Genomic DNA, 21,020 nt, shown 5'->3' with positions numbered 1-21,020 from the left:
TGCTCGCGATGACGGACTCACTGAATCAACTCGGTACTGAGCACTTTTGAAGACCCTCCAATCACACTCTCGCTGAGCTGAACAAACGCCTGGGTGTCGATATCCCCCAGCCGCATCGCCTCGCGCAACACGTCATCCAGCGAACGCTTGTTATGGGTTTTCAGGCGAATCTCGCGGTCCAGCTCCTGCAGCAACACCACCGCCCTGGCCACCTGCGCCGGGTTGGCCTGATCACTGCGCAGCGTGCTGACCTTCTGGCTGGTCCTGACCAGTTTGCCGTGCAGGCTCTCGTAGCGTTCATCGCTCATGCCGCCGGCCCGCCGCACCAGTTCGATGGCGTAATACTCGGCAAAGCCTTCATTGATCCAGTCACTGCGCTTTGTGCCGTTGATCCGTCCGAACACCTGGGCCAACTCGCGGACCAGGGCGCTGGTGCCGCTTTCGCTGACCAATGGCAGGTGACTGTTGAGGTAGATCGACTCGTGCGCCGACCGGCTGCCACGCCACATCGGATCATTGGCTCCGACGATCAGCAGTTTGCCCGGGTGTCGCGGGTATAGCGCCTGCACTTGCGGCCAGACGAAGGTCAGCAGCGTCAGCACATCCATACGCCGCATGCCCTGCCCCAGCGGCGAGGCGACGGTAACTTCAGTCTCGCCCAGACGGGTCCGGCGGCTACCAAGCTGGCCGGCGAGCATCCAGCCCGTGGGCCGGTCGAACAGCCTGGAAGGGTTATCGATACGGAACTTGTTCTGGCCAATCCGTGGCCACGCGGTTTCAACGCTTTTCCAGCCACCGGGCAGCTCGAATTCAAGGCGTGAAACCAGTTCGATGCCATCCTGTTGATCGAGTCTGGCAGGCGGCACCAGATCGTCGCCGCGCATCAATGCCCAGTGTGGCGTCATGCGCGCGTCAAAGCTGCCGTTCTTGCGCCCGTGGTTGATATTCACCCGATACGTCAGGCTGGCCTTGTCGGCCGCTGGACGCCAGACACCCCGCGCCGCTTTGCCAGGGGTCAGTTGCCATTGGCCATCGGCCTTGAAATCGCTGTAGTGGCTGCCGTCGCCGAGGTCGAAATCCAGGCTGCGTACCGCCGAGCCCTGGGCGAGCGTCAGGCGCACTTCGGCCTGATCGTTCTGCGGCAACAGGCGCACGTGATAATCCAGATCGACCTTGTTCGCGGCCCATACGGGCGCACTCACGGCCAACAATCCAACGCCCCACACCTGCCGCCATCCCACAGCCATACACACTCCTTCGTGAAAGGTTGAGCCTCTGGCAGTCAGCCTGCGCGGAAAATCAGGTGATCTTCCCAGTCGTCTTCCGGCACGCTGCCTTCGGCGAGCATGCGCCCGGACTGGGAAATCCGCTCGTGGTGCACGGCATCGCGATCACCGCACACCAGGTGATGCCACAACGGCAGGTCCTTGCCCTCGCTGACCAGGCGATAGCCGCACGTCGGCGGCAGCCATTTGAATTCGTCGGCCTTGCCCGGCGTGAGCTGGATACAGTCCGGCACAGTGTCGCGACGGTTAGGATAATCGGTGCACTGGCAGGTTTTCAGGTCCAGCAGTTTGCAGGCGATGCGCGTGTAATAGACGCTGTTGTCGTCTTCGTCTTCAAGCTTTTGCAGACAGCACAATCCACAGCCGTCGCACAGCGACTCCCATTCCTCCTGATCGAGTTGATCGAGGGTCTTGCGTATCCAGAACGGTTCTACTTTGGCGGCCATGGTTCGAGCATCGACATCAGGTGGTGAAAAGGCCGCCAGTCTAGTGCCCGAAGCCCCGTGGGCCAAGCATTGGCGACTGTCGGTAGAACGGGCTTGTCAGTTTCTGCGCTGCCAAGTAGGGTTTTTCGTCGCTCCCACTTTCAAACGTAGCAAGGAATCTCTTGATGAGTGCCAACCCACGCGTAGCCGATTACACCATTGACCCTCAGTTCACCGATCGCTGGTCGCCCCGCGCCTTCACGGGCGAAGCCATTGCCGTAGAAACCCTGCTGAGCTTCTTCGAAGCCGCGCGCTGGGCACCCTCGGCCTACAACTCGCAACCCTGGCGCTTCCTTTACGCACGTCGCGACACGCCGAACTGGGAGCGCTACCTGGGACTGCTGAACGAATTCAACCGCAGCTGGGCGCAACATGCCTCGGCCCTGGTGATCGTGATTTCGAAAACCACCTTCGTCGCGCCTGGCGCCACTGAAGAAACCCCGGCCCTGTGGCACACCTTCGACACCGGTTCCGCCTGGGGCCACCTGGCCCTGCAAGCGAGCCTGAGCGGCTGGCACACCCACGGCATGGCCGGCTTCGACCAGGAACTGACCCGCAAGGAGCTGAACATTCCTGAAGGCTACGCACTGCACGCCGCCGTCGCGGTGGGCAAGCTGGGGGACAAGGCCAGCCTGGCGGATTACCTGCAGGCTCGTGAAGTACCAAGCCCGCGTCGTCCGTTGAGCGAGCTGGCGGCTGAAGGCGACTTCACCCTCTAAGCCACTGCAAAAAACATTGTGGGAGCGAGCTTGCTCGCGATGGCGGCCAGTCAGTCAACATTGATGTTGAAGCTAATGGCCTCATCGCGAGCAAGCTCGCTCCCACAGTTTTTGCTCCAGACAGAATCAGCGGTGAATCAATACCCGCGATCGAAATCCACTTCCCCGCGCAACGCCTCTCCCGCCTCAAACGCCCGCAGGTTTTCGACAAACAGCTTCACCATCATCGACGGCGAAGTCGGTGCCGAGCTGTGGCCGGTGAGCAGCAGGCCCCAGGCTGTCCAGAATGGATGCCGCTGGGGCAATGGCTCCTGACGGCACACGTCGATCACCGCGCCCGCCAGATGCCCTTCCTTCAAGGCTTCCACCAGATCCGCATCGACCACCGCCACTCCACGCCCGGCATTGATGAACAAACCGGTCGGCTTGAATTGCTTGAACAGGGCTGCGTCGTAGATATCGTGGGTTTCCGGCGTGTTCGGCAGCAGATTGACCACGTAATCGACTTCACCGACCAGCCGCGGCAGATCCGCCAGTGAACCGACCTCGATGAACGGCGCCTGTTCCCGCGCGCTGCTGGCAACGCCATACAACTCGACACCAAACGGCACGAGGAACTGCGCGACACGCTGGCCGATATCACCCGTGCCGACGATCAACACCTTGCGCCCCGCCAGGCTCTGGCCATGGCGGCTGTCCCATTTGCGCTCGACCTGGCTGACCAGTCGCGCCAGCACTTCACGTTCGTGACCGAGCATATAGGTGAGCACGTACTCGGCCATGACTTGCCCGAAGATGCCGACTGCACGGGTCAATCGATAGTGCCGTGGCAAGCCATCGGCCAGCAGCGGCGTAATGCCGGCCCAGGTCGATTGCAGCCATTGCGGTTGATGGCCCTGGCGTAACAGGGTCGCCAGCAGATCAGGCTGGCCGAGCCACACCGGACAATCAGCGGCCTGGCTGGCCAGCTCGGCGGAATCACCGCTGGTCAGCACCTCCAGATCCGGTGCCGCCTCGCGCAACAGTTGGGCGTACACGGGGTGGTCGTGTTCAGCAATCAGGACGCGCATGCTTCAAACCTTTCAAAAACGGTGCAGACGGCAGCCGACAGAGCGCCGCTCGGTCGATGCTGCCATCGCTAAAATCAATCAGTGTTTCATAACCACTCTGAACAGAGCCTGTCTGCCATTCACACCGGATCGTTGCGGCGCAACAATTCTTCCGGCAAGTGCTCGATGTACTCGTCTTCGGCAGGCGGCATTTGCAGGTGATAACCCTGTTTTTCGAGGTTATCCAGCACGACGGTGATGTCCTCGCGCGACAGCTTGCGCTCGGGGCTGAGCACCAGGTCGAAGGCGTGGATGGCCTTGCCGAAGGCTGCCATCAGGGGTTCCGGCACGCGCTCCAGAGCATCGCTCTTGAGCACATACAGGTACATTTCGTTTCTTTTCGAGCTGCGGTAGATGGAGCAAATACGTTTCAAGGCTGTTCTCCGGCGGTGACCAGGCTGTCCAGCAGCGCCTGGCCCATCAATTCGCGGCGCCAGCCACGCAGCGAATCAGGCAATTGGTAGGGACCATTGGGGAAGCCGCTCTTGAGCAGCGCCTCCAGGGTTTTCTTGCGCAGCATCAGTTCCGGCGCAATGTTCAGGCGCTCGGCCTCGGCCTGGCCGATGGCTTTGAGCTGCTTGAGTAACACGGCAGCGTCCACCGGCAGCGGCTCCGGCACGGCTGGCGGCCATTGATCTGGCGACACACTGCCAGAGCGCTTGATCAGATCAAGCAGAAACTCACCATCCTGACGCACGGTACGCGGGTGCATGTCTTCGATTTTCGCCAGGGCGCCGAGGTTATCCGGTTGCGTACGCGCCAACGGCCACAAAGAATGCTCGCGGATGATCCGGTTGCGCGGCAAGTCACGGGCACGGGCTTCCTTTTCGCGCCAGGCACAGAGCTCACGCAATACCGCGAGTTGGGCACGGGACAGCTTCCAGGCCAGCTTGGCATCGCGATAGACCTCGTACGGATCGATCTCGCGGCGCAGGTTGGCCACCAGTTCGGCACCGTCTTCCAGGACCCAGGCGTATTTCTCGTCAGACAGCTTTGGACGCAGCTTTACGAACACTTCAGCCAGGTGCACGGCATCTTCGGCGGCATAGCTGATCTGGGTTTCGGAGAGCGGACGTTGCAGCCAGTCGGAACGGGTTTCACCCTTGGGCAGGTCGATGCCGAGCACTTCCTGCACCAGGCGCGAATAGCCCATGGAGAAACCGAGGTTCAGGTAAGCGGCTGCCAATTGCGTATCGAACAGTGGCGCCGGCAGGCTACCGGTCAGGCGCAGCAGGACTTCGAGGTCTTCGCTGCACGCGTGGACAACCTTGAGCACGGCCGGGTTTTCCAGCAACGCGGCCAGAGGCTGCCAGTTGTCGATGGTCAGCGGATCAATCAGGTAGGCACGTTTGCCATCGCCGACCTGCAGCAGGCCTGCGATCGGGTAGAAGGTGTCGACCCGCATGAATTCGGTATCGAGGGCAACGAATGGCAGCTGCTGCCACTCGGCACAAAACCGACCGAGGCTATCGTTGTCGCGAATCCAGTGAATATCGATGGCCACACGGCTCTCCCTTGAAGAATGGCGCGCAGTATATATCGCCCCCGGCGATTTCCGCGCATCCACTGAACAAGAGCGTTAGCGAAAATGACTGCGTGACATGAAGAATAGTCCGACAAGGTCGGCCTAGCGGGTCTTACCCAGCACGTAGACCCGCATTTGTGCACAACCGGGAAAAAAATCCTGATGGCTGAGCAAACGGAATCCCGCCTGCCTGAACTCGCTTTCGACCCCGGCCTTGCTCGGTAGCGCTCCCTCCACGCTTGAATGCGCGCCCTTGAAACGTCCGTCGAGGTGCACCGCGACAATCACTGTATCGCGACTGACCCGGTAAAACTCGCCCAGCATCGCCAGACGATGCTCCGGACTGTAAAGGTGCTGAAACAGTTGCATGCAAAAAATGCAGTCGACCGCGTTCTCCGACAAACCAATCGAGAAGGCGGAGCTTTGAAAGGTCTTGATCCGCTTCAACAGGCTTTGCGGGTGATGGGTGCGGGCATGATCGAGGATGTCCAGGGACGGGTCCGTTGCGAGGATCACCCGATTGGCATGTTCGGCCAGCACCGACCAGAAACGCCCCACACCGCAGGCCACGTCGAGGATCAGCCCCGGTTCACCGGCGACCTTGAGTGCATTGCGCACCAGACGCGCCTCACGCCAGAGCAGCAGACGCCCGGTCAGACCCGGCGCTTGCGGCTGAAGGCAGACGCGCGCGTGTTCCTGGTCGTAGCGCCGGGCAATCTCGAGTTCGATGGCGGATGGGGGCTGAGCGGACATGTGCAAGGGCTCTTGATAAACGTTCAACAGGCCGCAGGTCGGCAGCCGCCGCGTGAAACAAAATCGAAGCACTCAGTCCTTGGCCAACACGCCGTCGGTCACCGGGCCACGACATCCGGCAAACATGTCCAGATCCTGGTTGTAGACCTTGCTGTTGACCTCCAGCAGCCCCAGCATCGAATGGAACAGGTTGTCCTGGCTCAGGGGCTTTTCACGACTCTGTTGCAGGCAGTGGGTATCTACCGCAAACGACTTTTTATAGCTGTCGGAGAACCAGGCAAACATGGCTACATGCTTTTGCTGCTCTGGTGCCAGCATGTAAGGCGTGCCGTGGAGGAACAAGTTGTACTCGCCCAGGGATTCGCCGTGGTCTGACAAGTACAGCATCGCGGTGTCCACTTTGGACTGGTTACTGCGCAGCAGATCGATCAAGGTCGACAGCACATGGTCGGTATAGACCAAGGTGTTGTCGTAACCATTGACGATACTTTCGCGACTGCAATTGTTCAGGGCATTACTCTCGCAAACCGGGGTGAAACGCTCGAACTCTTTCGGATAACGCTTGAAGTACTCCGGACCGTGGCTACCCATCTGGTGCAATACCAGCACGGTGTCCTTGTCCAGGGTATCGATGAAGTGCTGAAGTCCCTGCAGCAGAATTTCATCGCGGCATTCACTGTTGGCGCACAGCGCCGGGTCTTTCAGATTGCTGACGTCCTGGATTGTGACGCGATCGCATGTACCCTTGCAGCCCGACTGGTTGTCACGCCAGATCACGTCGATACCCGCATGCTTGAGCACATCCAGCAGGCCTTCTTCATTCTTGGCCTTGCTGGCGTTGTAGTCCTTGCGCCCCATGTTGGAGAACATGCAAGGCACCGATACAGCGGTTTCAGTCCCACAGGAGTGCACATCGGTGAAAGCGATCAGGCCATCTTCCTTGCTCAGTTTCGGCGTGGTGTCGCGGTTGTAACCCAGGATGCCGAAGTTCTCTGCCCGGGCACTTTCACCGACGACAAGCACCGTCAAGGATTTGCGTCCATGAGTTTGCCAGGCCGTATTGCGCTGGGCATCTTCACCGATCTTGACAAAGGGTTGCCGCGCAGTCGCTACTTTCTCGCGCAGGAAACCAGCCGAGGCACCAATGTAGTTGCTTGGCACCACCATCAGGCGCAACTCGTGGTGATTGCGAAACAGCGAAGACAGGCCTTGATAGTTAACCAGTGCGACACCGCCAATGACGGCCACCGAAGCAAACATCACCAGGACTTTACTGAGCAGCTCACGATGCCAGCGACGATAGTTAATTGGTGCTTTCCACAATAGCCATGACGGCAATACACCGAGCAGTACAATATAAACAAACAACTTGAACGACAGTAGATCGCGCACTTCCGTGGCATTGGTTTCAGCGAAGTTACGCAACATGCCGGTGTCGATCAGGACACCATACTGGCCCATGAAATACGCCACGCCCGCGCTGACCATGAACAGCAGGGTCAGGACCGGTTTGAGCACCGGCCGGAAGGCCAGCAGGGTCAGCACGATGTTGAAAGCCGCGAAAATCATCATCCCGAAGGCCACGCGCATGACGATGCCTTTGCCCTCGGACGTGGTGATTTCGAACAGGTGTTGCCAGAGTACAAAGTTGAAGCCAACCAACAAAAATGCACTGGCAATCAGTGTCACCCATTCGGGGCGCACGGCTTTAATCTTAAACATGAGGTTCGGCGAGTCCTGAAAAAAAGTGCCTTCGGTAAATGTGAAAATTTCATTTACCGAGACCATTCAAATTTTAGGAAGCCAACCATCAATTTTTTGTGAAAAAGAAGCCAACAATTAGTTGGCTTATAACGCCTGCCTGAAACTTCAGACTATTTGAGAATAGTTCAGCTTTTGTTCAGTTTCGGCTCAAGCCTGGTGCAGGTACCAGCGCCAGTCCTGCTCGCCGACCTCCCCCATGAATTGGCGATACTCGGCGCGTTTCACCGCCAGGTAGACACCGAGGAACTCGCCGCCGAAGGCTTCCCTGGCCCAACTGGAACCTTCCAGCGATCGCAAAGTGGTCAGCCAGTCGGTCGGCAACAGTTTCGCGGCCTGGGCGTAGCCATTGCCCTCCACCGGCGCACCCGGGTCGAGGTGTTCGCGGATACCGCGATGAATACCGGCCAGAATCGCCGCCGCCGCCAGATAGGGGTTGGCATCCGCGCCACAAATTCGATGCTCGATGTGCCGGGAATACGCCGGCCCGCCAGGGACGCGCAAACTCACGGTACGATTGTCCACACCCCAGGTGGCTGCCAGCGGCGCATAGCTATTGGCCTGGAATCGACGGTAGGAGTTGGCGTTGGGGCAGAACAGCAACAGCGAGTCGAGCAAGGTACTGAGCATGCCGCCGACAGCCTGCTTGAGCAGGGGCGTTCCATCCGGGGCTTCGCTGGCAAAGAGATTGTTGCCGTCCTTGTCCGCCAGACTCACGTGCATGTGCATCCCGGTGCCGGCCAGGTCATCGAATGGCTTGGCCATGAAGCACGCTGTCATGCCGTGCTTGTGCGCCACCCCTTTGACCAGGCGCTTGTAGCGCACCGCTTCGTCCATTGCCTGCAACGCGTCGGTGCGGTGTTCGAGGGTGATTTCCACTTGGCCTGGCGCGTATTCGGAAATGGCCGTTCGCGCCGGAATCCCCTGGAGCTTGCAGGCGCAGTAGAGATCAGCCAGGAACGGCTCGATCTGCTCAAGCTCGCGCAATCCATAGACCTGGGTGCCGCGCGGACGCCCGCCATCGACATCCCGTGCCGGTTGCGGCCGGCCATTGCTGTCGCGTTGCTGATCCAGCAGATAGAACTCCAGTTCCGCCGCCATGACCGGGTAATAGCCGTCTGCCTGCAAACCTTCGATGACTTTCGCCAGTAAGTGACGGGGATCGGCAATGGTAGCGGGCATCCCCTCAGTCGGGTGCATGCTGACCTGCACGGCCGCAGTCGGTATCAGACGCCACGGCATACGCGTGAGGCTGCCGATGATCGGGTAGGCCCGGCAGTCGATATCGCCGACATCCCAGACCAGCCCGGAGTTTTCCACGTCATCGCCGTTGATGGTCAGGCCGAGGATGGTGCTCGGCAATGGCCGCCCGCTTTCATACACCGCCAGCAACTCGTCACGGTGCAGCAGCTTGCCCCGCGGTACACCGTTGTTATCGAGGATGAACAGCTCGAACATTTCAATATCCGGGTTCTGTTCCAGAAAGGTCAGGGCTTCAAGACGGGTGGCAAACGAGGTCGTGGCAGTACTCATGGAAACTCTCTTTTTCCGTGTCTGACGGGTGCGCAAAGGCACCCGCACTTTAATTCCGGTACCAACCGGAATATGTAGGAACAATCAGCGGAAAAAGCGGGAATCCGGCGGGCGCGCATGTCGGCAATGCCACAGCGCCCAGAAGGCCAGTTCAGAAGGAAGTGCAGAGAGGCTTGGGGCGGTGGCGGGCGTGAATCGACGACCAAGGCTCGACGCTCGAGCGCCGATGGTTGCCTTGAAGTGGATTGCGACTGGCCAACCGTCCATAGAGAGAACCGCAGAAAACAGATGACCCGCAGCGTCACACGATGGGTTCGGTCGTTAAATCAGGATTTGAAGAACCTTGGATGTCGTCTGACTAAACATTCAACGGCGTCCGTATGACCGCACGCTTATTTAATTTCCAAATACATCACCAGACTTTCTGATTTGCGGCCTTGCGGCCTCGCGCGCCTAATCACAACCCTACCGTTCAAGGTCCGATCATGGAAAACACCCGCGCGACTACCCGCCCTGCCCTCTGGCTGATGTTCAGCATTGTTCTCGTCGCCCTGAACCTGCGTCCCTCCATGGCCGCCGTCGGGCCTTTGCTCTCGGCAATTCGCGAGGACATCCCGCTGAGTTTCAGCCTGGCATCACTGCTGACCCTGCTGCCCGTCATGACCATGGGACTGGCGATGTTTTTCGGACTGCGTGTCAGCCAGCGTCTCGGTGAACAGCGCACTGTCGTACTTTCGTTGCTGATCATAGGCGTGGCCACGGTGTCGCGCCTGTTTCTCGATTCGGTAGGCGAATTGATCCTCAGCGCCGTGCTGGCAGGTATCGGGATCGCCCTGATCCAGGCCCTGATGCCTGCGCTGATCAAATCCCGCTTCAGCGACCACGTTGCCCTGTGCATGGGGCTCTACGTCACATCGATCATGGGCGGTGCCGCCATGGGTGCGTCCTTTGCGCCGCTGGTGATGGGGTCTAGCGGCAGCTGGCGTATGGGCCTGGCGATCTGGGCCGTTCTCGCCGTGCTGGCATTGCTCTTCTGGCGCAGCCAAAGCGCGGGGATGCCCACACTGGACTCGAGGGCTCCCCAAAAAGGTTCGTTCTTCGCCAATTCCCGCGCGTGGTTACTCGCGATCTTCTTTGGCCTGGGTACTGCGTCCTACACCTGCGTTCTGGCCTGGCTGGCGCCGTACTACGTGGAAAAGGGCTGGAGCGAGCAACACGCCGGATTGCTGCTCGGGTTTCTGACCGCAATGGAAGTGCTGTCGGGCCTGCTGACGCCCTTCATCGCCAATCGCAGCCGCGACCGCCGCGTCGTGCTGATGGTCTTGCTGGCACTGATCATCACCGGTTTCTGCGGACTGATTCTGAGCCCGCAGCACTTGAGCCTGATGTGGCCATGCCTGCTGGGGCTGGGCATTGGCGGGCTGTTCCCGATGAGCCTGATCGTATCGCTGGATCACCTGGACAATCCATTGCGCGCCGGTGGCCTGACCGCATTCGTGCAAGGCATCGGCTACCTGATCGCCAGCCTGTCGCCGCTGCTGGCGGGGATCATCCGCGACCGGCTCGGCAGCTTTGAATGGGCCTGGTGGTCGCTCGCGGCGGTCATGGCGCTGATGATGTTGATGGTTTTGCGCTTCAACCCAAGGCACTACAGCCGCCACATCCACTGACCCGGAGCCTGCCATGAAAACCACCGGTTTCGCCGCCGCTCACGCCAGCATGCTGCTTTGGGCCTTGTTGATCGCCGCATCGTTTTCCGCAGCGGCGCAAGTCAGCCAGGCCATCGACCCGATCCTGCTGACCGGTTTGCGCCTGTTGTTCTGCGCCTTGGTGTTTCTGCCGCTGTTGCTGCGTGAAGGCAATGCCGTCATGACCGCCCGCGGGCTGCTGGGTCACGCGGTGCTCGGCCTGCTGCTGGCGTTGTACTTCGGCTCGCTGTTCGAAGCATTGCGCTACACCTCCGCCGTCAATACCGGGACGATGTTTACGCTGGTGCCGCTGATGACCCTGGCTTTCGAAGCCGTGCTCATACCTGACAGCCGCCTGAAACAACGGATTGTGCCGATGCTGCTCGCCGCTGCCGGGGCGGTGTTACTGATCATGAAAGGCACCGGCCCCGGCGAGTTGCCATCGCCGTATGCACTGACCGTGTACGGCATCGGTTGCCTGGCGATGGCACTCTACGCCCCGCTCAGCCAACGCCTGAAATCCAATAGCCTGAAGGGACGCGGGCCGGTGCCCATGACGTTCTGGAACATGCTGTTCGGCGCGCTGTTCCTGCTGGTGTTCTGCGGATTCAGTGGTGGTTGGCGCTCGGCATCATCACTGACGCTCAAGGATTTCTATTGGCTGATGTACCTGGCGGTGTTCGCCACCCTGGCGACGTTCTGGCTGCTGCATCGGGCCATCGGCGTGATCGCGCCATCCTCGGTGATTTCCTACATCTACCTGAGCACGCTGTTCATCACCTTGTTTCACTGGTTTTGGGGACGCCAGATGCCGCTGCCGTTGGAGCTGGCCGGCGCGCTGCTGGTGGGCATCGGCATGTTCGCGCTGTTGATCTCCAGCCGCCGCGCCGTGTCGGCGATGGTCCAGAGTTGAAGGGCTTCAGGGCGAAACTTCCTGCAAGGCATTTTCCCTGTTCGCTCATTCCGTTAGGATAATTCATCCACCCTGCACAGGGTCAGCGCAAGGGACGCAGCGAGACGCAATGGATGCTGAACAGTAATTCGCTTAGAAAACTCGACATGCAGGACCTCATGGTGTTCGTCGCCGTGTACGAGCAGAACAGCGTCACCGGCGTATCGGAGATGCTTAGCGTCAGCCAGTCCACAGTGAGTTACTGCCTGAAAAAACTGCGCAACAGCTTCGAGAACGAACTGTTCATCAATACCCGTACCGGCGGCATGCAGCCCACCGGCAAAGCCAGCGCGATGTACCCTCACGCGCTGAAAATCCTGGAAAGCATCAACTTGTGTCACGCCGGCTCACCCGCGTTCGACCCAGGCCTGCAAGCCGTGACGTTCAACCTCTGCGCCCCGGAATATTTCGAGCAGTTGATCCTGCCGCGCCTGTTGAAAACCTTCGCCCTCGCCGATCTTCCGGTGACGGTCAATGTGTTCAAACTCGAAGCCGACATCCCGGCCGAAGCGTTGCGCGAAGGCGATCTCGACCTGGTGATGTGTTTCGGCCCGAACTTTCATCGCAGCCACGTCGATTTCAAATCCCGGACGCTGCTTGAAGATGATCTGGTCTGTGTGTTCGACAAACGCGCCACCCCGGCGGAACCGCGTTTGAGCCTGCAAACCTATGTCGAACGTCGACACGTGTTCCCGACACCCTGGACGTCCGCCACCAACATGGTCGACGGCTGGCTCGCGCAGCAGGCCAAACAGCGCCAGATCGTCGCGCGCGCCAACAGTTACAGCGCAGCGCTGAAGCTGATTAACGGCACCGACTATGCCCTGACCCTGCCTCGGCGCATCCAGCGGCTGCTGGCCAGTACCGACACCTTCAATCACTGTGAAGCGCCCGAGGGTTTGCCGGGTTTCACCCTCGACATGCAGTGGAGCCAGCGTGTCGATCAGGACAGCGCCAACACCTGGCTGCGAGCGCAAGTGATCCAGGCCTGCGCCGTGCAGGAAACGGCCTGATACTCAGTGGCTGATGGCGGTCTTGCTGTAGGAATCGCGATCGATGTCGAGAATTTCCACGCACAGCTGGACTTCAACGCCGCTCGGCCACTCACACAGGTCCTGAACCACCGCCAGCAGGCTTTCGGAGAGTTGTTTCTTGATCTGTGCAGAACGACCACTCAACAGTGCCAGTTTCACATGCACGAATGCCCGTTCAGCCAGAGCAGTACCAACCTTGAACGTCTCGACCCTGACCGCGCGGCTCTTGATGTCGAATTCGGCAGCAAACTGACCGGAACCCACCAGCGTATTGTTCAACCGCATCAACGCCACATCGGCATTCAGGTCAGTCAGGTTGGCGGTGTATTCCATGTGCAGGTGAGGCATGAGTTGGCTCCTGGAAGGGGATGGAAAGCTCGTACGTATAACATGCCCTGTTCATTCGGGCAGCGGCAAAACGGCACGCTCACTCATGAACGCCTCCAGGCGCGAACGTAACCAGCGCTCGGCAGGGTCGGTATCGACATGACTGAGCCAGACCATGGACAAATCCAGGGTCGGTGTCTTGAACGGAAAGGGCTCCTTGAACAGCATTCCCGAAGCAGCCATCGCCTCGGCGGTGTAGTCCGGCAGGCTGGCGATCAGGTCCGTCCCGGCGAGCAGTGCCGGCAACGAACTGTATTGCGGCACCGAGAGCACCACCTGGCGCGTGCGGCCGATTTCCGCCAGCCACTCGTCGGCGTAGCCACTGACGTTGGCGGTATGGGACACCAGCACGTGCGGTCGCGCGCAATATTCATCAAGCGTCAGCGGAGTATCGGAGGCATCGGCGCGCAAAATGCTGGGCTGGATGTGCCGCAGCAACTTGCGCTTGGCATTGGCCGGCAAGCCGCGGGTCTGGCTGATACCCACCGTGATATCGCCGGACGCCAGCAAGTCGGGAATCCGCCAGTAATCGACATGCTGCACCACAAACACCACCTTTGGCGCTTCCTGGCGCAGGGTTCGCAGCAACGGCGGCAACAGGCCGAACTCGACATCGTCGGACAACCCGATGCGGAACGTCATCGTGCTGCTGGCCGGGTCAAAATCATGGGTCAGGCTCAAGGCCACGGACAAGGAATCCAGCGCCGGCGACAAGTGCCTGATGATCTCCTCTGCCCGTGCCGTCGGCTCCATGCGATGGCCAACACGGATGAACAGCGGATCATTGAACATCGCACGCAAGCGGTTGAGCGCCGAACTGATGGTCGGCTGACCGAGAAACAGCTTCTCCGCCACCCGGGTGACATTGCGCTCCAGCATCAGCGTTTCGAATACCACCATCAGGTTGATATCTGCCTTGCGAAGTTCGTTGCGATTCATCCAGTGTCCCCGATCCCCAAATCTGCTGACAGTTTAGGTAGCCGGGGCAACTGCCGTCTATCCAACTCAAGTTCAACAGCCTGATGCGGTTCACGTTTAGGCAACTCGATTTCCTTGATCGAGGTCTGTTCGCGGGTCCCCTTAATCAGATGCCGGCAGCGATAGTCCACTGAAAAAGCTTCAGAAACGAAAAAGCCCCGCAACTTTTCAGCTACGGGGCTTTTTCAATGTAATGGCGGAGAGATAGGGATTCGAACCCTAGGTACCGGTGAAGGTACAACGGATTTCGAATCCGTCCCATTCGGCCACTCTGGCATCTCTCCAACGGCGCGCATCATAACAACACTTTCGCCGGAAGCGAACCCCCTAAGCGAAATATTTCTGTGCTTTCAGATGCTTGCGTCGGTTAAAGCGGTACGCCCAGACGGTTGGCGACTTCTTCGTAGGCTTCGATGACGTCACCGAGGCCCTGACGGAAGCGGTCCTTGTCCATTTTCTTGCCGGTAGCCTTGTCCCACAGGCGGCAGCCGTCCGGGCTGAACTCGTCGCCCAGCACGATGGAACCATCGTGGAACACGCCGAATTCCAGCTTGAAGTCGACCAGCAGCAGGCCGGCGTCGTCGAACAGCTTGCTCAGGACTTCGTTGACCTTGAGCGACAGTTCCTTCATACGAACCAGTTGCTCGGCGGTGCCCCAGCCGAAAGCCACGACGTGGGATTCGTTGATGAACGGGTCGCCCTTGGCGTCGTCCTTCAGGAACAGTTCGAAAGTGTAAGGGTTGAGCTTCATGCCCTCTTCGACACCCAGGCGCTTGACCAGGCTGCCAGCGGCGTAGTTACGCACGACGCACTCGACCGGGATCATGTCCAGCTTCTTCACCAGGCATTCGTTGTCGCCCAGCAGTTTGTCGAACTGGGTCGGCACGCCGGCCGCTTCGAGCTTCTGCATGATGAAGGCGTTGAACTTGTTGTTCACCATGCCCTTGCGGTCGAGCTGTTCGATACGCTTGCCGTCGAACGCCGAAGTGTCGTTGCGAAACAGCAGGATCAAACGGTTAGCGTCGTCGGTCTTGTAAACCGACTTGGCTTTGCCGCGGTAGAGTTCTTCACGTTTTTCCATGATGGGCTCCGCTTGCTAAGTAGATGGGCTAGGCGATGTGTCGCCAGTCGAGCCCTGAATCTTGATCGGCCAGTTGCAGCCAGTCCGGGTCGCACCCGAGGGTGTCGACAAAACATTGCCGGGCCAGCTGCGGCAGGTTGTTCTTGCTGCTCAGATGGGCCAGGACCAGGTGTTGCAGGTCCTTCCAGCCCAGCTCGGCCACCAGGAATGCCGCCTGATGGTTGTTCAAATGTCCCAGTTCACCGCCCACCCGCTGCTTGAGAAAGTACGGGTAATGACCGCGAGCCAGCATGTCCCTGCAATGGTTGGACTCGATCATCAATGCATCGAGGTCCCGGTAACCGTCCAGCACCTTGTCGCAATAGGAGCCCAGGTCGGTCAACAGGCCGAAACGCCGTGAACCGTCACTGAAGACATACTGCGTCGGTTCCTGTGCATCGTGGGCCACGGCAATGACACCGATGCTCAAGTCGCCGATTTGCAACTGCTCGCCGCCGGCCAGAAAGCCTGCGGGTTCAATCGGTTTGCGCATCCCGCGCAAGGTCCCGCGACTGAGGTAGACAGGCAGATTGTAGCGCCGAGACAGCAAACCCACGCCATGCACGTGGTCGGCATGTTCGTGGGTCACGAGTATCGCGCTCAGCTGCGCAGGGCTCACACCCAGTCGCAGCAGGCGTTTTTCGGTTTCCCGCAGGGAAAAACCACAATCCACCAGCACGTACGTATCAGCGCTGGCTATCAGCGTGCCGTTCCCTTGACTGCCGCTGCCGAGAACGGCAAAACGCATAGGATCAGCCCAGGTTGTCTTGAATCTTGCTCAACACTTTACGCGCCACATCTGCTGGCGCCACGGTGTTGATGTTCTTCTCGACGGTGACCTGGACGTTCTCGCCAACCTTGCTCAGGCGAACCTGATAACGCTCGGCACGGGCTTCAAGCTCTTCCTTGGTCGGCGCACTGCCGAACAGGCTGCTGAAGAAGCCTGGCTTGTCGTCCTTGCTCTCGGCTTTTTCGGCCAGGTTGATGTAGTACAGGCCCAGGCTGCGGTTGATGTCTTCAACGCGCCATTCGCCTTGCTCCAGCGCACGACCTACGCTCGACCAGGCACGGTCAAGGTCGGTACCGACGTTCAGCACAGGGTTGCCGCTGCCGTCTTCACTCAGGCTGACACGGTTGGGCGCGTCGAAATCACGCGAAGCCAGCATGGAGACCGAACCGCCCTTCTCCGAGATACGGCTCATGCTCGCGAGCATGTCGTCGACCAGTGCCGCGTCCAGGCCAGTGTTGACCGAACGGTTGGTGAACTCGACGTCGGCGGTGCTGCCGGCAGGACGCTCGGCGCTGACCACGTAGACTTCACTGGTGTTGCGCTGCACGCCCGGCTCGATGCGCACCCGCACGCGGGTTTCGCTGTCGGTGCTGACGCCGGCCGCGCCCAGGCGCTTGGCCATGGCCGCAGACAGTTCATCGGCATGCTGCCAGGTCGTGGTGAATTCGCCGGTTTGCGGGCGCTGTTCATCCAGACGGAAACCGTTGTCCTGGAAGAACTGAACGGCCACAGGCCAGATTTCGGCCGGCGGGTTCTGCGCCAGGATGGAGCTGGTGCCGCCGCTCTTCTGCAGCGAATAGGGACTGGCGTCGGCAGCCGCCGTCAGCGGCTGGGGACGAGGAACGATGTATTCGCCCGTAGCCGTGTCATCGGCCACGTTGCGCGGGATCGGCAACAGCGGATCCAGACGCTTGGCGGTATGGATATCCGGCGGAATTTGCATCGGTGCAGTCTGTTGCGCTTCCAGGTAATCGCTACCACGGTCACGGAAATAACCTTCCGGGCCCCAGATCCATCCGCAGCCACTGGTGCTGGAGATAATCAAGGCAAGTGCGGAAAGTCCGGCCATTCGCTTCATGCGTTGTACTTCCTCAATTAAACCAGGACGCTGCACTGGCGCAGGGCCGTGCGGAGCGTTTCGTGACAAGGTGCGCTCAGCCAGGTCAGCGGCAGGCGAATGCCTTCGTGCATCAGGCCCATTTCGACCAAAGCCCACTTCACCGGAATCGGGTTGGCTTCGATGAACAGGTCCTTGTGCAGCGGCATCAGTTTTTCGTTGATTGCCCGTGCAGTCTCGGCATCACCCTTGAGGGCGGCCTCGCACAGGTCGGCCATTTCACGCGGAGCGACGTTGGCGGTGACGGAGATGTTGCCCTTGCCGCCCATCAGGATCAGCTCGACCGCGGTCGGATCATCGCCGGACAGCACGATGAAGTCCTTGCTGACGCCATCGAGGATGGCCTTGGCGCGCTTGAGGTCGCCGGTCGCTTCCTTGATACCGATGATGTTCGGCACGGTGGACAGGCGGATCACGGTCTCGGCCTGCATGTCGCAGGAGGTGCGGCCGGGAACGTTATAGAGAATCTGCGGGATGTCGACCGCTTCGGCGATGTGCTTGAAGTGCAGGTACAGGCCTTCCTGGGTCGGCTTGTTGTAGTACGGCACGACCAGCAGGCAGGCATCGGCGCCGGCTTCCTTGGCATTGCGGGTCAATTCGACGGCTTCGCGGGTCGAATTGGCGCCGGTACCGGCAATCACCGGAATGCGACCATTGACCTGCTTGACTACCGCCTTGATGACGGCGATGTGTTCATCGACATCAAGGGTTGCCGACTCGCCGGTGGTACCGACGGCGACAATGGCGTGGGTGCCGTTTTCAAGGTGGAAGTCCACGAGTTTGCTGAGGCTGTCCCAGTCAAGACGCCCCTGTGCATCCATGGGAGTGACCAGTGCCACCATACTGCCCGCAATCATGAAACCGCTCCTGCCGGAAAAAGAGAGCCGTAATGGTACTGGCGCCAAGTTGCTTGCACAAGCGAAGTACTGTGCTGCCGCCATTCCCCTTGGCGCCGGTTTTCGCTACCCTTCAGACTTTGATCGTTACAGACAAGCTCGTCCGTCGGGTTTCAGCCTCCATTTTCGGCATCACAAGTCCTGATCCAGCGTTGCCACGTCTCGCTCCCGCCCCGGCGGAGCCTGTTCGCAACCTGCCACCGGGACTTTCTGAGTTCGCATCCGCAGGCTCGCTCCCGGCCAATCAGCCCTTAGACGTACCGACCGCTCATCGCTTTAGGAATGCTGCATGTCCACCCCCACAGTTCGCGAACAATTCCTTGTTATCAGTGCCCTCGGCGCCAACCCCATGGAGCTGACCAACGTCCTGTGCCGCGCCAGCCATGAAAACCGCTGCGCCGTTGTCACCTCTCGCCTGACCCGCCATGGCGAATGCAGTGCCCTGGTGCTGGAAATCTCCGGTAGCTGGGATGCCCTGGCGCGCCTGGAAGGCAGCCTGCCAGTGCTGGCCAAGCGTCATGCGTTCACGGTCAACGTGGTGCGCAGCGCCGCCCTGGAAAACCGCCCACAGGCCCTGCCGTACGTCGCTTATGTCAGCTCGGCCTACCGCTCGGACATCATCAACGAGCTGTGCCAGTTCTTCATGGACCACAATGTCGAGCTGGAGAACCTGACCTGCGACACCTATCAGGCTCCGCAGACCGGCGGCACCATGCTCAACGCCACGTTTACCGTGACCTTGCCGGCCGGCGTGCAGATCAGCTGGCTGCGCGATCAGTTCCTGGATTTCGCCGACGCGCTGAACCTGGACGCCCTGATCGAACCGTGGCGCCCACAGAACCCAATGTAAGGAAGCTTTCATGGCCGTTGCCATCGACCAACCGGTTGCCGATTTCGAAGCCCCCGCCACCAGCGGGCAGACCGTCAGCCTCGCAGGCCTGAAGGGCAAGCAGGTGGTGATCTACTTCTATCCGAAGGACAGCACACCGGGCTGCACCACCGAGGGCCAGGGCTTTCGTGACCAGCATGCCGCGTTCAAGGCCGCCAACACCGAAGTGTTCGGCGTGTCTCGCGACAGCCTGAAGTCCCACGAGAACTTCAAGTGCAAACAGGAATTCCCCTTTGAGCTGATCAGCGACAAGGACGAAGCCATCTGCCAACTGTTCGACGTGATCAAGCTGAAAAAGCTGTATGGCAAGGAATACATGGGCGTGGATCGCAGCACCTTCCTGATCGACAAGAATGGCGTGCTGCGCCAGGAATGGCGTGGTGTGAAGGTGCCGGGGCATGTGGATGCTGTTCTGGCGGCGGCTCAGGCCCTCGATAAAGCCTGATTCTTATATAGCGCCTATCCGGACGCTTTCGCGGGCAAGCCCGCTCCCACATTGGACCTTGTTCGCCTGAACAACTCGGTCAACTGTGGGAGCGGGCTTGCCCGCGAAGAGGCCATCACCCTCACTGAAAAATCAAGGCTGGCCGCTAAAGCAACGGCGCCACTTCCGGCTCCTTGCGCGGCCAGGCATCCAGCACCGCCTTGAACAGCGTCGCCAGGGGAATCGCAAAGAACACCCCCCAGAAGCCCCACAACCCGCCAAACAACAGCACTGCGCAGATGATCGCCACCGGGTGCAGGTTGACCGCCTCCGAGAACAGCAAGGGGACCAGCACGTTGCCATCGAGCGTCTGGATGATTCCGTAGACCGCCATCAGGTAGATGAACTGATCACTCCAGCCCCACTGGAACAGCGCAATCAGAAACACGGGCACAGTCACCACCACGGCGCCGACATAAGGCACCACCACCGAAATCCCCACTAGCAGGGCCAGCAACGCCGCGTAGTTGAGTTCAAGAACGACAAAGGCGATGTAGGTCACGCCACCGCAAATGAAGATTTCGATGACCTTGCCGCGAATGTAGTTGGCGATCTGCCGGTTCATCTCATGGGCGACCCGGGTGATCAGCGCCCGTTCACGGGGCAGGTAACCACGCACCCACTGGCCGATCATGGCCCGGTCCTTGAGGAAGAAAAACACCAGGATCGGCACCAGCACCAGGTAGATCATGATGTTCACCAGCAAGGGCAGGCTCGACAGCGAGAACGTCAGTGCCCACTGACCAAACTTGCCGATTTCGCCGCGCGCCACTTCGATGGCCTGCAGCACTTGCTCATCAGACACCAGATGCGGATAGCGCTCGGGCAGCAGCAGCAACAGTGACTGCCACTTGGCGAGCATGCCGGGCAACTCGTTGAACAAGGTGATCAGTTGATGCCACAACAACGGCACGACCACCACGATAAACACCAGCAACAGCCCCATGAACAACGCAAAGACCAGCCCCACCGCGACCCCGCCCGGCACACGCAGGCGTTCAAGCGTCACCACCAGCCCCTGCATCAGGTACGCCAGCACCATCCCGGCGAGCACCGGCGCCAGCATGCCGCCCAGGGTCAATACGGCGGTGAACGCCAGAAACAGCAGGACAGCCAGCACCACCGCTTCTTCATCGGAAAAATAGCGCTGAATCCAGTCGCGTAACACTTTGAACATCAATAATCCTTAGGAGCAAACGCTGCAGACTTCAGGCTTTTTTCAACCAGTAGCGGTAAACACCCGCCTCATCTTCTTCACGAAGCAGGGTATGACCGGCCAATCGGGCAAAGGTGCGAAAGTCGCGCTGCGAACCTGCATCGGTGGCGATGACCTTGAGTACTGCGCCACTGGCCAGCCGGTTGAGCTCCATCTTGGCCTTGAGCAACGGCAACGGACAATTCAAGCCGCTGGCGTCCAGTTCAACGTCATGCTCTACAGCATCGGTCATTGCATCACTCCGGGTCAGGTGGTTGAGTTGCCTAGAATATCTGGTCGCAACGCCGGTGTCCGGCTA

The 21,020-nt window shown here is 59.8% G+C and carries 22 protein-coding genes and 1 tRNA gene; 6 read left to right on the top strand and 17 right to left on the bottom strand.

Annotated features, from left to right (window positions below):
• Nucleotides 1-17 precede the first annotated feature (17 nt).
• Together KW838_RS16235 and KW838_RS16230 are read right to left on the bottom strand one after the other, a co-directional pair.
• The gene (locus KW838_RS16235; protein WP_218501707.1) at nucleotides 18-1,247 is read right to left on the bottom strand and encodes a hypothetical protein; all 1,230 of its coding nucleotides are present in this window, start codon (nucleotides 1,245-1,247) and stop codon (nucleotides 18-20) included.
• Nucleotides 1,248-1,282: 35 nt separating this feature from the next.
• Nucleotides 1,283-1,732: a YcgN family cysteine cluster protein gene (locus tag KW838_RS16230; RefSeq protein WP_007984794.1), complete on the bottom strand. Its 450-nt coding sequence runs from the start codon at nucleotides 1,730-1,732 to the stop codon at nucleotides 1,283-1,285.
• 164 nt (nucleotides 1,733-1,896) lie between these two features.
• Between KW838_RS16230 and KW838_RS16225 the strand changes: the two genes are divergently transcribed.
• Nucleotides 1,897-2,490 (top strand): nitroreductase family protein, encoded by a 594-nt coding sequence (locus KW838_RS16225; RefSeq protein ID WP_102698974.1) that lies wholly within the window; start codon nucleotides 1,897-1,899, stop codon nucleotides 2,488-2,490.
• A 137-nt stretch (nucleotides 2,491-2,627) separates the two neighbouring features.
• Here KW838_RS16225 and KW838_RS16220 read toward each other — a convergent pair whose 3' ends face one another.
• From KW838_RS16220 to KW838_RS16195, 6 genes are all read right to left on the bottom strand, one after another.
• Nucleotides 2,628-3,560, bottom strand: a complete 933-nt coding sequence (locus KW838_RS16220) for a D-2-hydroxyacid dehydrogenase (RefSeq protein ID WP_102698975.1) — start codon at nucleotides 3,558-3,560, stop codon at nucleotides 2,628-2,630.
• A 119-nt stretch (nucleotides 3,561-3,679) separates the two neighbouring features.
• On the bottom strand, nucleotides 3,680-3,973 hold the full coding sequence (locus tag KW838_RS16215) for a YcgL domain-containing protein (RefSeq protein ID WP_102698976.1): 294 nt from the start codon (nucleotides 3,971-3,973) through the stop codon (nucleotides 3,680-3,682).
• Nucleotides 3,970-5,103 carry a ribonuclease D gene (gene rnd / locus KW838_RS16210; protein ID WP_007979744.1) on the bottom strand — a complete coding sequence of 378 codons (1,134 nt, stop codon included), beginning with the start codon at nucleotides 5,101-5,103 and terminating at the stop codon, nucleotides 3,970-3,972. Before rnd ends, KW838_RS16215 begins: the two co-directional genes overlap by 4 nt.
• Nucleotides 5,104-5,226: 123 nt before the next feature.
• Nucleotides 5,227-5,877 carry a class I SAM-dependent methyltransferase gene (locus tag KW838_RS16205; protein ID WP_218501705.1) on the bottom strand — a complete coding sequence of 217 codons (651 nt, stop codon included), beginning with the start codon at nucleotides 5,875-5,877 and terminating at the stop codon, nucleotides 5,227-5,229.
• Between the two features lie 72 nt (nucleotides 5,878-5,949).
• Nucleotides 5,950-7,599: a phosphoethanolamine transferase gene (locus KW838_RS16200; RefSeq protein WP_218501703.1), complete on the bottom strand. Its 1,650-nt coding sequence runs from the start codon at nucleotides 7,597-7,599 to the stop codon at nucleotides 5,950-5,952.
• A 189-nt stretch (nucleotides 7,600-7,788) separates the two neighbouring features.
• A complete protein-coding gene (locus KW838_RS16195) occupies nucleotides 7,789-9,171 on the bottom strand; it encodes a glutamine synthetase family protein (RefSeq protein WP_218501702.1) in 1,383 nt (460 codons plus the stop codon).
• Nucleotides 9,172-9,656: 485 nt separating this feature from the next.
• On the opposite strand from KW838_RS16195, the gene KW838_RS16190 reads away from it, so the two are divergent.
• The 3 genes from KW838_RS16190 (at nucleotide 9,657) to KW838_RS16180 (ending at nucleotide 12,824) form a co-directional block, all read left to right on the top strand.
• Nucleotides 9,657-10,841 (top strand): cyanate transporter, encoded by a 1,185-nt coding sequence (locus KW838_RS16190; protein ID WP_218501701.1) that lies wholly within the window; start codon nucleotides 9,657-9,659, stop codon nucleotides 10,839-10,841.
• 13 nt (nucleotides 10,842-10,854) lie between these two features.
• Nucleotides 10,855-11,772 (top strand): DMT family transporter, encoded by a 918-nt coding sequence (locus tag KW838_RS16185; protein ID WP_218501700.1) that lies wholly within the window; start codon nucleotides 10,855-10,857, stop codon nucleotides 11,770-11,772.
• Between the two features lie 113 nt (nucleotides 11,773-11,885).
• Nucleotides 11,886-12,824 (top strand): LysR family transcriptional regulator, encoded by a 939-nt coding sequence (locus tag KW838_RS16180; protein WP_218501698.1) that lies wholly within the window; start codon nucleotides 11,886-11,888, stop codon nucleotides 12,822-12,824.
• 3 nt (nucleotides 12,825-12,827) lie between these two features.
• On the opposite strand, the gene KW838_RS16175 is transcribed toward KW838_RS16180, so the two are convergent.
• From KW838_RS16175 to dapA, 7 genes are all read right to left on the bottom strand, one after another.
• A complete protein-coding gene (locus KW838_RS16175) occupies nucleotides 12,828-13,193 on the bottom strand; it encodes a 5-carboxymethyl-2-hydroxymuconate Delta-isomerase (RefSeq protein ID WP_007979758.1) in 366 nt (121 codons plus the stop codon).
• Between the two features lie 51 nt (nucleotides 13,194-13,244).
• Nucleotides 13,245-14,171 carry a LysR substrate-binding domain-containing protein gene (locus KW838_RS16170; RefSeq protein WP_102674441.1) on the bottom strand — a complete coding sequence of 309 codons (927 nt, stop codon included), beginning with the start codon at nucleotides 14,169-14,171 and terminating at the stop codon, nucleotides 13,245-13,247.
• A gap of 233 nt (nucleotides 14,172-14,404) precedes the next feature.
• Nucleotides 14,405-14,494: transfer RNA gene (locus KW838_RS16165), tRNA-Ser, on the bottom strand.
• An 83-nt stretch (nucleotides 14,495-14,577) separates the two neighbouring features.
• Nucleotides 14,578-15,291 (bottom strand): phosphoribosylaminoimidazolesuccinocarboxamide synthase, encoded by a 714-nt coding sequence (purC, locus tag KW838_RS16160; RefSeq protein ID WP_007944067.1) that lies wholly within the window; start codon nucleotides 15,289-15,291, stop codon nucleotides 14,578-14,580.
• 28 nt (nucleotides 15,292-15,319) lie between these two features.
• A complete protein-coding gene (locus KW838_RS16155) occupies nucleotides 15,320-16,078 on the bottom strand; it encodes an MBL fold metallo-hydrolase (protein WP_218501696.1) in 759 nt (252 codons plus the stop codon).
• Between the two features lie 4 nt (nucleotides 16,079-16,082).
• Nucleotides 16,083-17,198, bottom strand: coding sequence for an outer membrane protein assembly factor BamC (bamC, locus tag KW838_RS16150; RefSeq protein ID WP_218501694.1), 1,116 nt, complete (start codon nucleotides 17,196-17,198; stop codon nucleotides 16,083-16,085).
• Nucleotides 17,199-17,215: 17 nt separating this feature from the next.
• On the bottom strand, nucleotides 17,216-18,094 hold the full coding sequence (gene dapA / locus KW838_RS16145) for a 4-hydroxy-tetrahydrodipicolinate synthase (RefSeq protein ID WP_007979774.1): 879 nt from the start codon (nucleotides 18,092-18,094) through the stop codon (nucleotides 17,216-17,218).
• A 328-nt stretch (nucleotides 18,095-18,422) separates the two neighbouring features.
• Here dapA and KW838_RS16140 point away from each other — a divergent pair, with 328 nt between their 5' ends.
• Nucleotides 18,423-18,983 (top strand): glycine cleavage system protein R, encoded by a 561-nt coding sequence (locus tag KW838_RS16140; protein ID WP_007979776.1) that lies wholly within the window; start codon nucleotides 18,423-18,425, stop codon nucleotides 18,981-18,983.
• 10 nt (nucleotides 18,984-18,993) lie between these two features.
• Entirely contained in the window at nucleotides 18,994-19,467 is a 474-nt protein-coding gene (locus KW838_RS16135; protein ID WP_126049850.1) for a peroxiredoxin, read from the top strand.
• A 145-nt stretch (nucleotides 19,468-19,612) separates the two neighbouring features.
• Here KW838_RS16135 and KW838_RS16130 read toward each other — a convergent pair whose 3' ends face one another.
• Nucleotides 19,613-20,683 carry an AI-2E family transporter gene (locus KW838_RS16130; protein ID WP_007979780.1) on the bottom strand — a complete coding sequence of 357 codons (1,071 nt, stop codon included), beginning with the start codon at nucleotides 20,681-20,683 and terminating at the stop codon, nucleotides 19,613-19,615.
• A 31-nt stretch (nucleotides 20,684-20,714) separates the two neighbouring features.
• Nucleotides 20,715-20,954, bottom strand: a complete 240-nt coding sequence (locus tag KW838_RS16125) for a sulfurtransferase TusA family protein (protein WP_007979782.1) — start codon at nucleotides 20,952-20,954, stop codon at nucleotides 20,715-20,717.
• Nucleotides 20,955-21,020: the final 66 nt, after the last annotated feature.

Origin of the sequence: Pseudomonas sp. PDM27 (assembly GCF_019219205.1) — a bacterium.
Taxonomy (GTDB): domain Bacteria; phylum Pseudomonadota; class Gammaproteobacteria; order Pseudomonadales; family Pseudomonadaceae; genus Aquipseudomonas; species Aquipseudomonas laurylsulfatiphila.
This window is presented reverse-complemented; position numbering and strand designations above follow the sequence as displayed.

Bases quoted from the DNA above. Each gene is read 5' to 3' on its own strand.
- KW838_RS16235 (WP_218501707.1), bottom strand. From the start codon at position 1,247: ATGGCTGTGGGATGGCGGCAGGTGTGGGGCGTTGGATTGTTGGCCGTG.
- KW838_RS16230 (WP_007984794.1), bottom strand. From the start codon at position 1,732: ATGGCCGCCAAAGTAGAACCGTTCTGGATACGCAAGACCCTCGATCAA.
- KW838_RS16225 (WP_102698974.1), top strand. From the start codon at position 1,897: ATGAGTGCCAACCCACGCGTAGCCGATTACACCATTGACCCTCAGTTC.
- KW838_RS16220 (WP_102698975.1), bottom strand. From the start codon at position 3,560: ATGCGCGTCCTGATTGCTGAACACGACCACCCCGTGTACGCCCAACTG.
- KW838_RS16205 (WP_218501705.1), bottom strand. From the start codon at position 5,877: ATGTCCGCTCAGCCCCCATCCGCCATCGAACTCGAGATTGCCCGGCGC.
- KW838_RS16200 (WP_218501703.1), bottom strand. From the start codon at position 7,599: ATGTTTAAGATTAAAGCCGTGCGCCCCGAATGGGTGACACTGATTGCC.
- KW838_RS16195 (WP_218501702.1), bottom strand. From the start codon at position 9,171: ATGAGTACTGCCACGACCTCGTTTGCCACCCGTCTTGAAGCCCTGACC.
- KW838_RS16190 (WP_218501701.1), top strand. From the start codon at position 9,657: ATGGAAAACACCCGCGCGACTACCCGCCCTGCCCTCTGGCTGATGTTC.
- KW838_RS16185 (WP_218501700.1), top strand. From the start codon at position 10,855: ATGAAAACCACCGGTTTCGCCGCCGCTCACGCCAGCATGCTGCTTTGG.
- KW838_RS16180 (WP_218501698.1), top strand. From the start codon at position 11,886: ATGCTGAACAGTAATTCGCTTAGAAAACTCGACATGCAGGACCTCATG.
- KW838_RS16175 (WP_007979758.1), bottom strand. From the start codon at position 13,193: ATGCCTCACCTGCACATGGAATACACCGCCAACCTGACTGACCTGAAT.
- KW838_RS16170 (WP_102674441.1), bottom strand. From the start codon at position 14,171: ATGAATCGCAACGAACTTCGCAAGGCAGATATCAACCTGATGGTGGTA.
- purC (WP_007944067.1), bottom strand. From the start codon at position 15,291: ATGGAAAAACGTGAAGAACTCTACCGCGGCAAAGCCAAGTCGGTTTAC.
- KW838_RS16155 (WP_218501696.1), bottom strand. From the start codon at position 16,078: ATGCGTTTTGCCGTTCTCGGCAGCGGCAGTCAAGGGAACGGCACGCTG.
- bamC (WP_218501694.1), bottom strand. From the start codon at position 17,198: ATGAAGCGAATGGCCGGACTTTCCGCACTTGCCTTGATTATCTCCAGC.
- dapA (WP_007979774.1), bottom strand. From the start codon at position 18,094: ATGATTGCGGGCAGTATGGTGGCACTGGTCACTCCCATGGATGCACAG.
- KW838_RS16140 (WP_007979776.1), top strand. From the start codon at position 18,423: ATGTCCACCCCCACAGTTCGCGAACAATTCCTTGTTATCAGTGCCCTC.
- KW838_RS16135 (WP_126049850.1), top strand. From the start codon at position 18,994: ATGGCCGTTGCCATCGACCAACCGGTTGCCGATTTCGAAGCCCCCGCC.
- KW838_RS16130 (WP_007979780.1), bottom strand. From the start codon at position 20,683: ATGTTCAAAGTGTTACGCGACTGGATTCAGCGCTATTTTTCCGATGAA.
- KW838_RS16125 (WP_007979782.1), bottom strand. From the start codon at position 20,954: ATGACCGATGCTGTAGAGCATGACGTTGAACTGGACGCCAGCGGCTTG.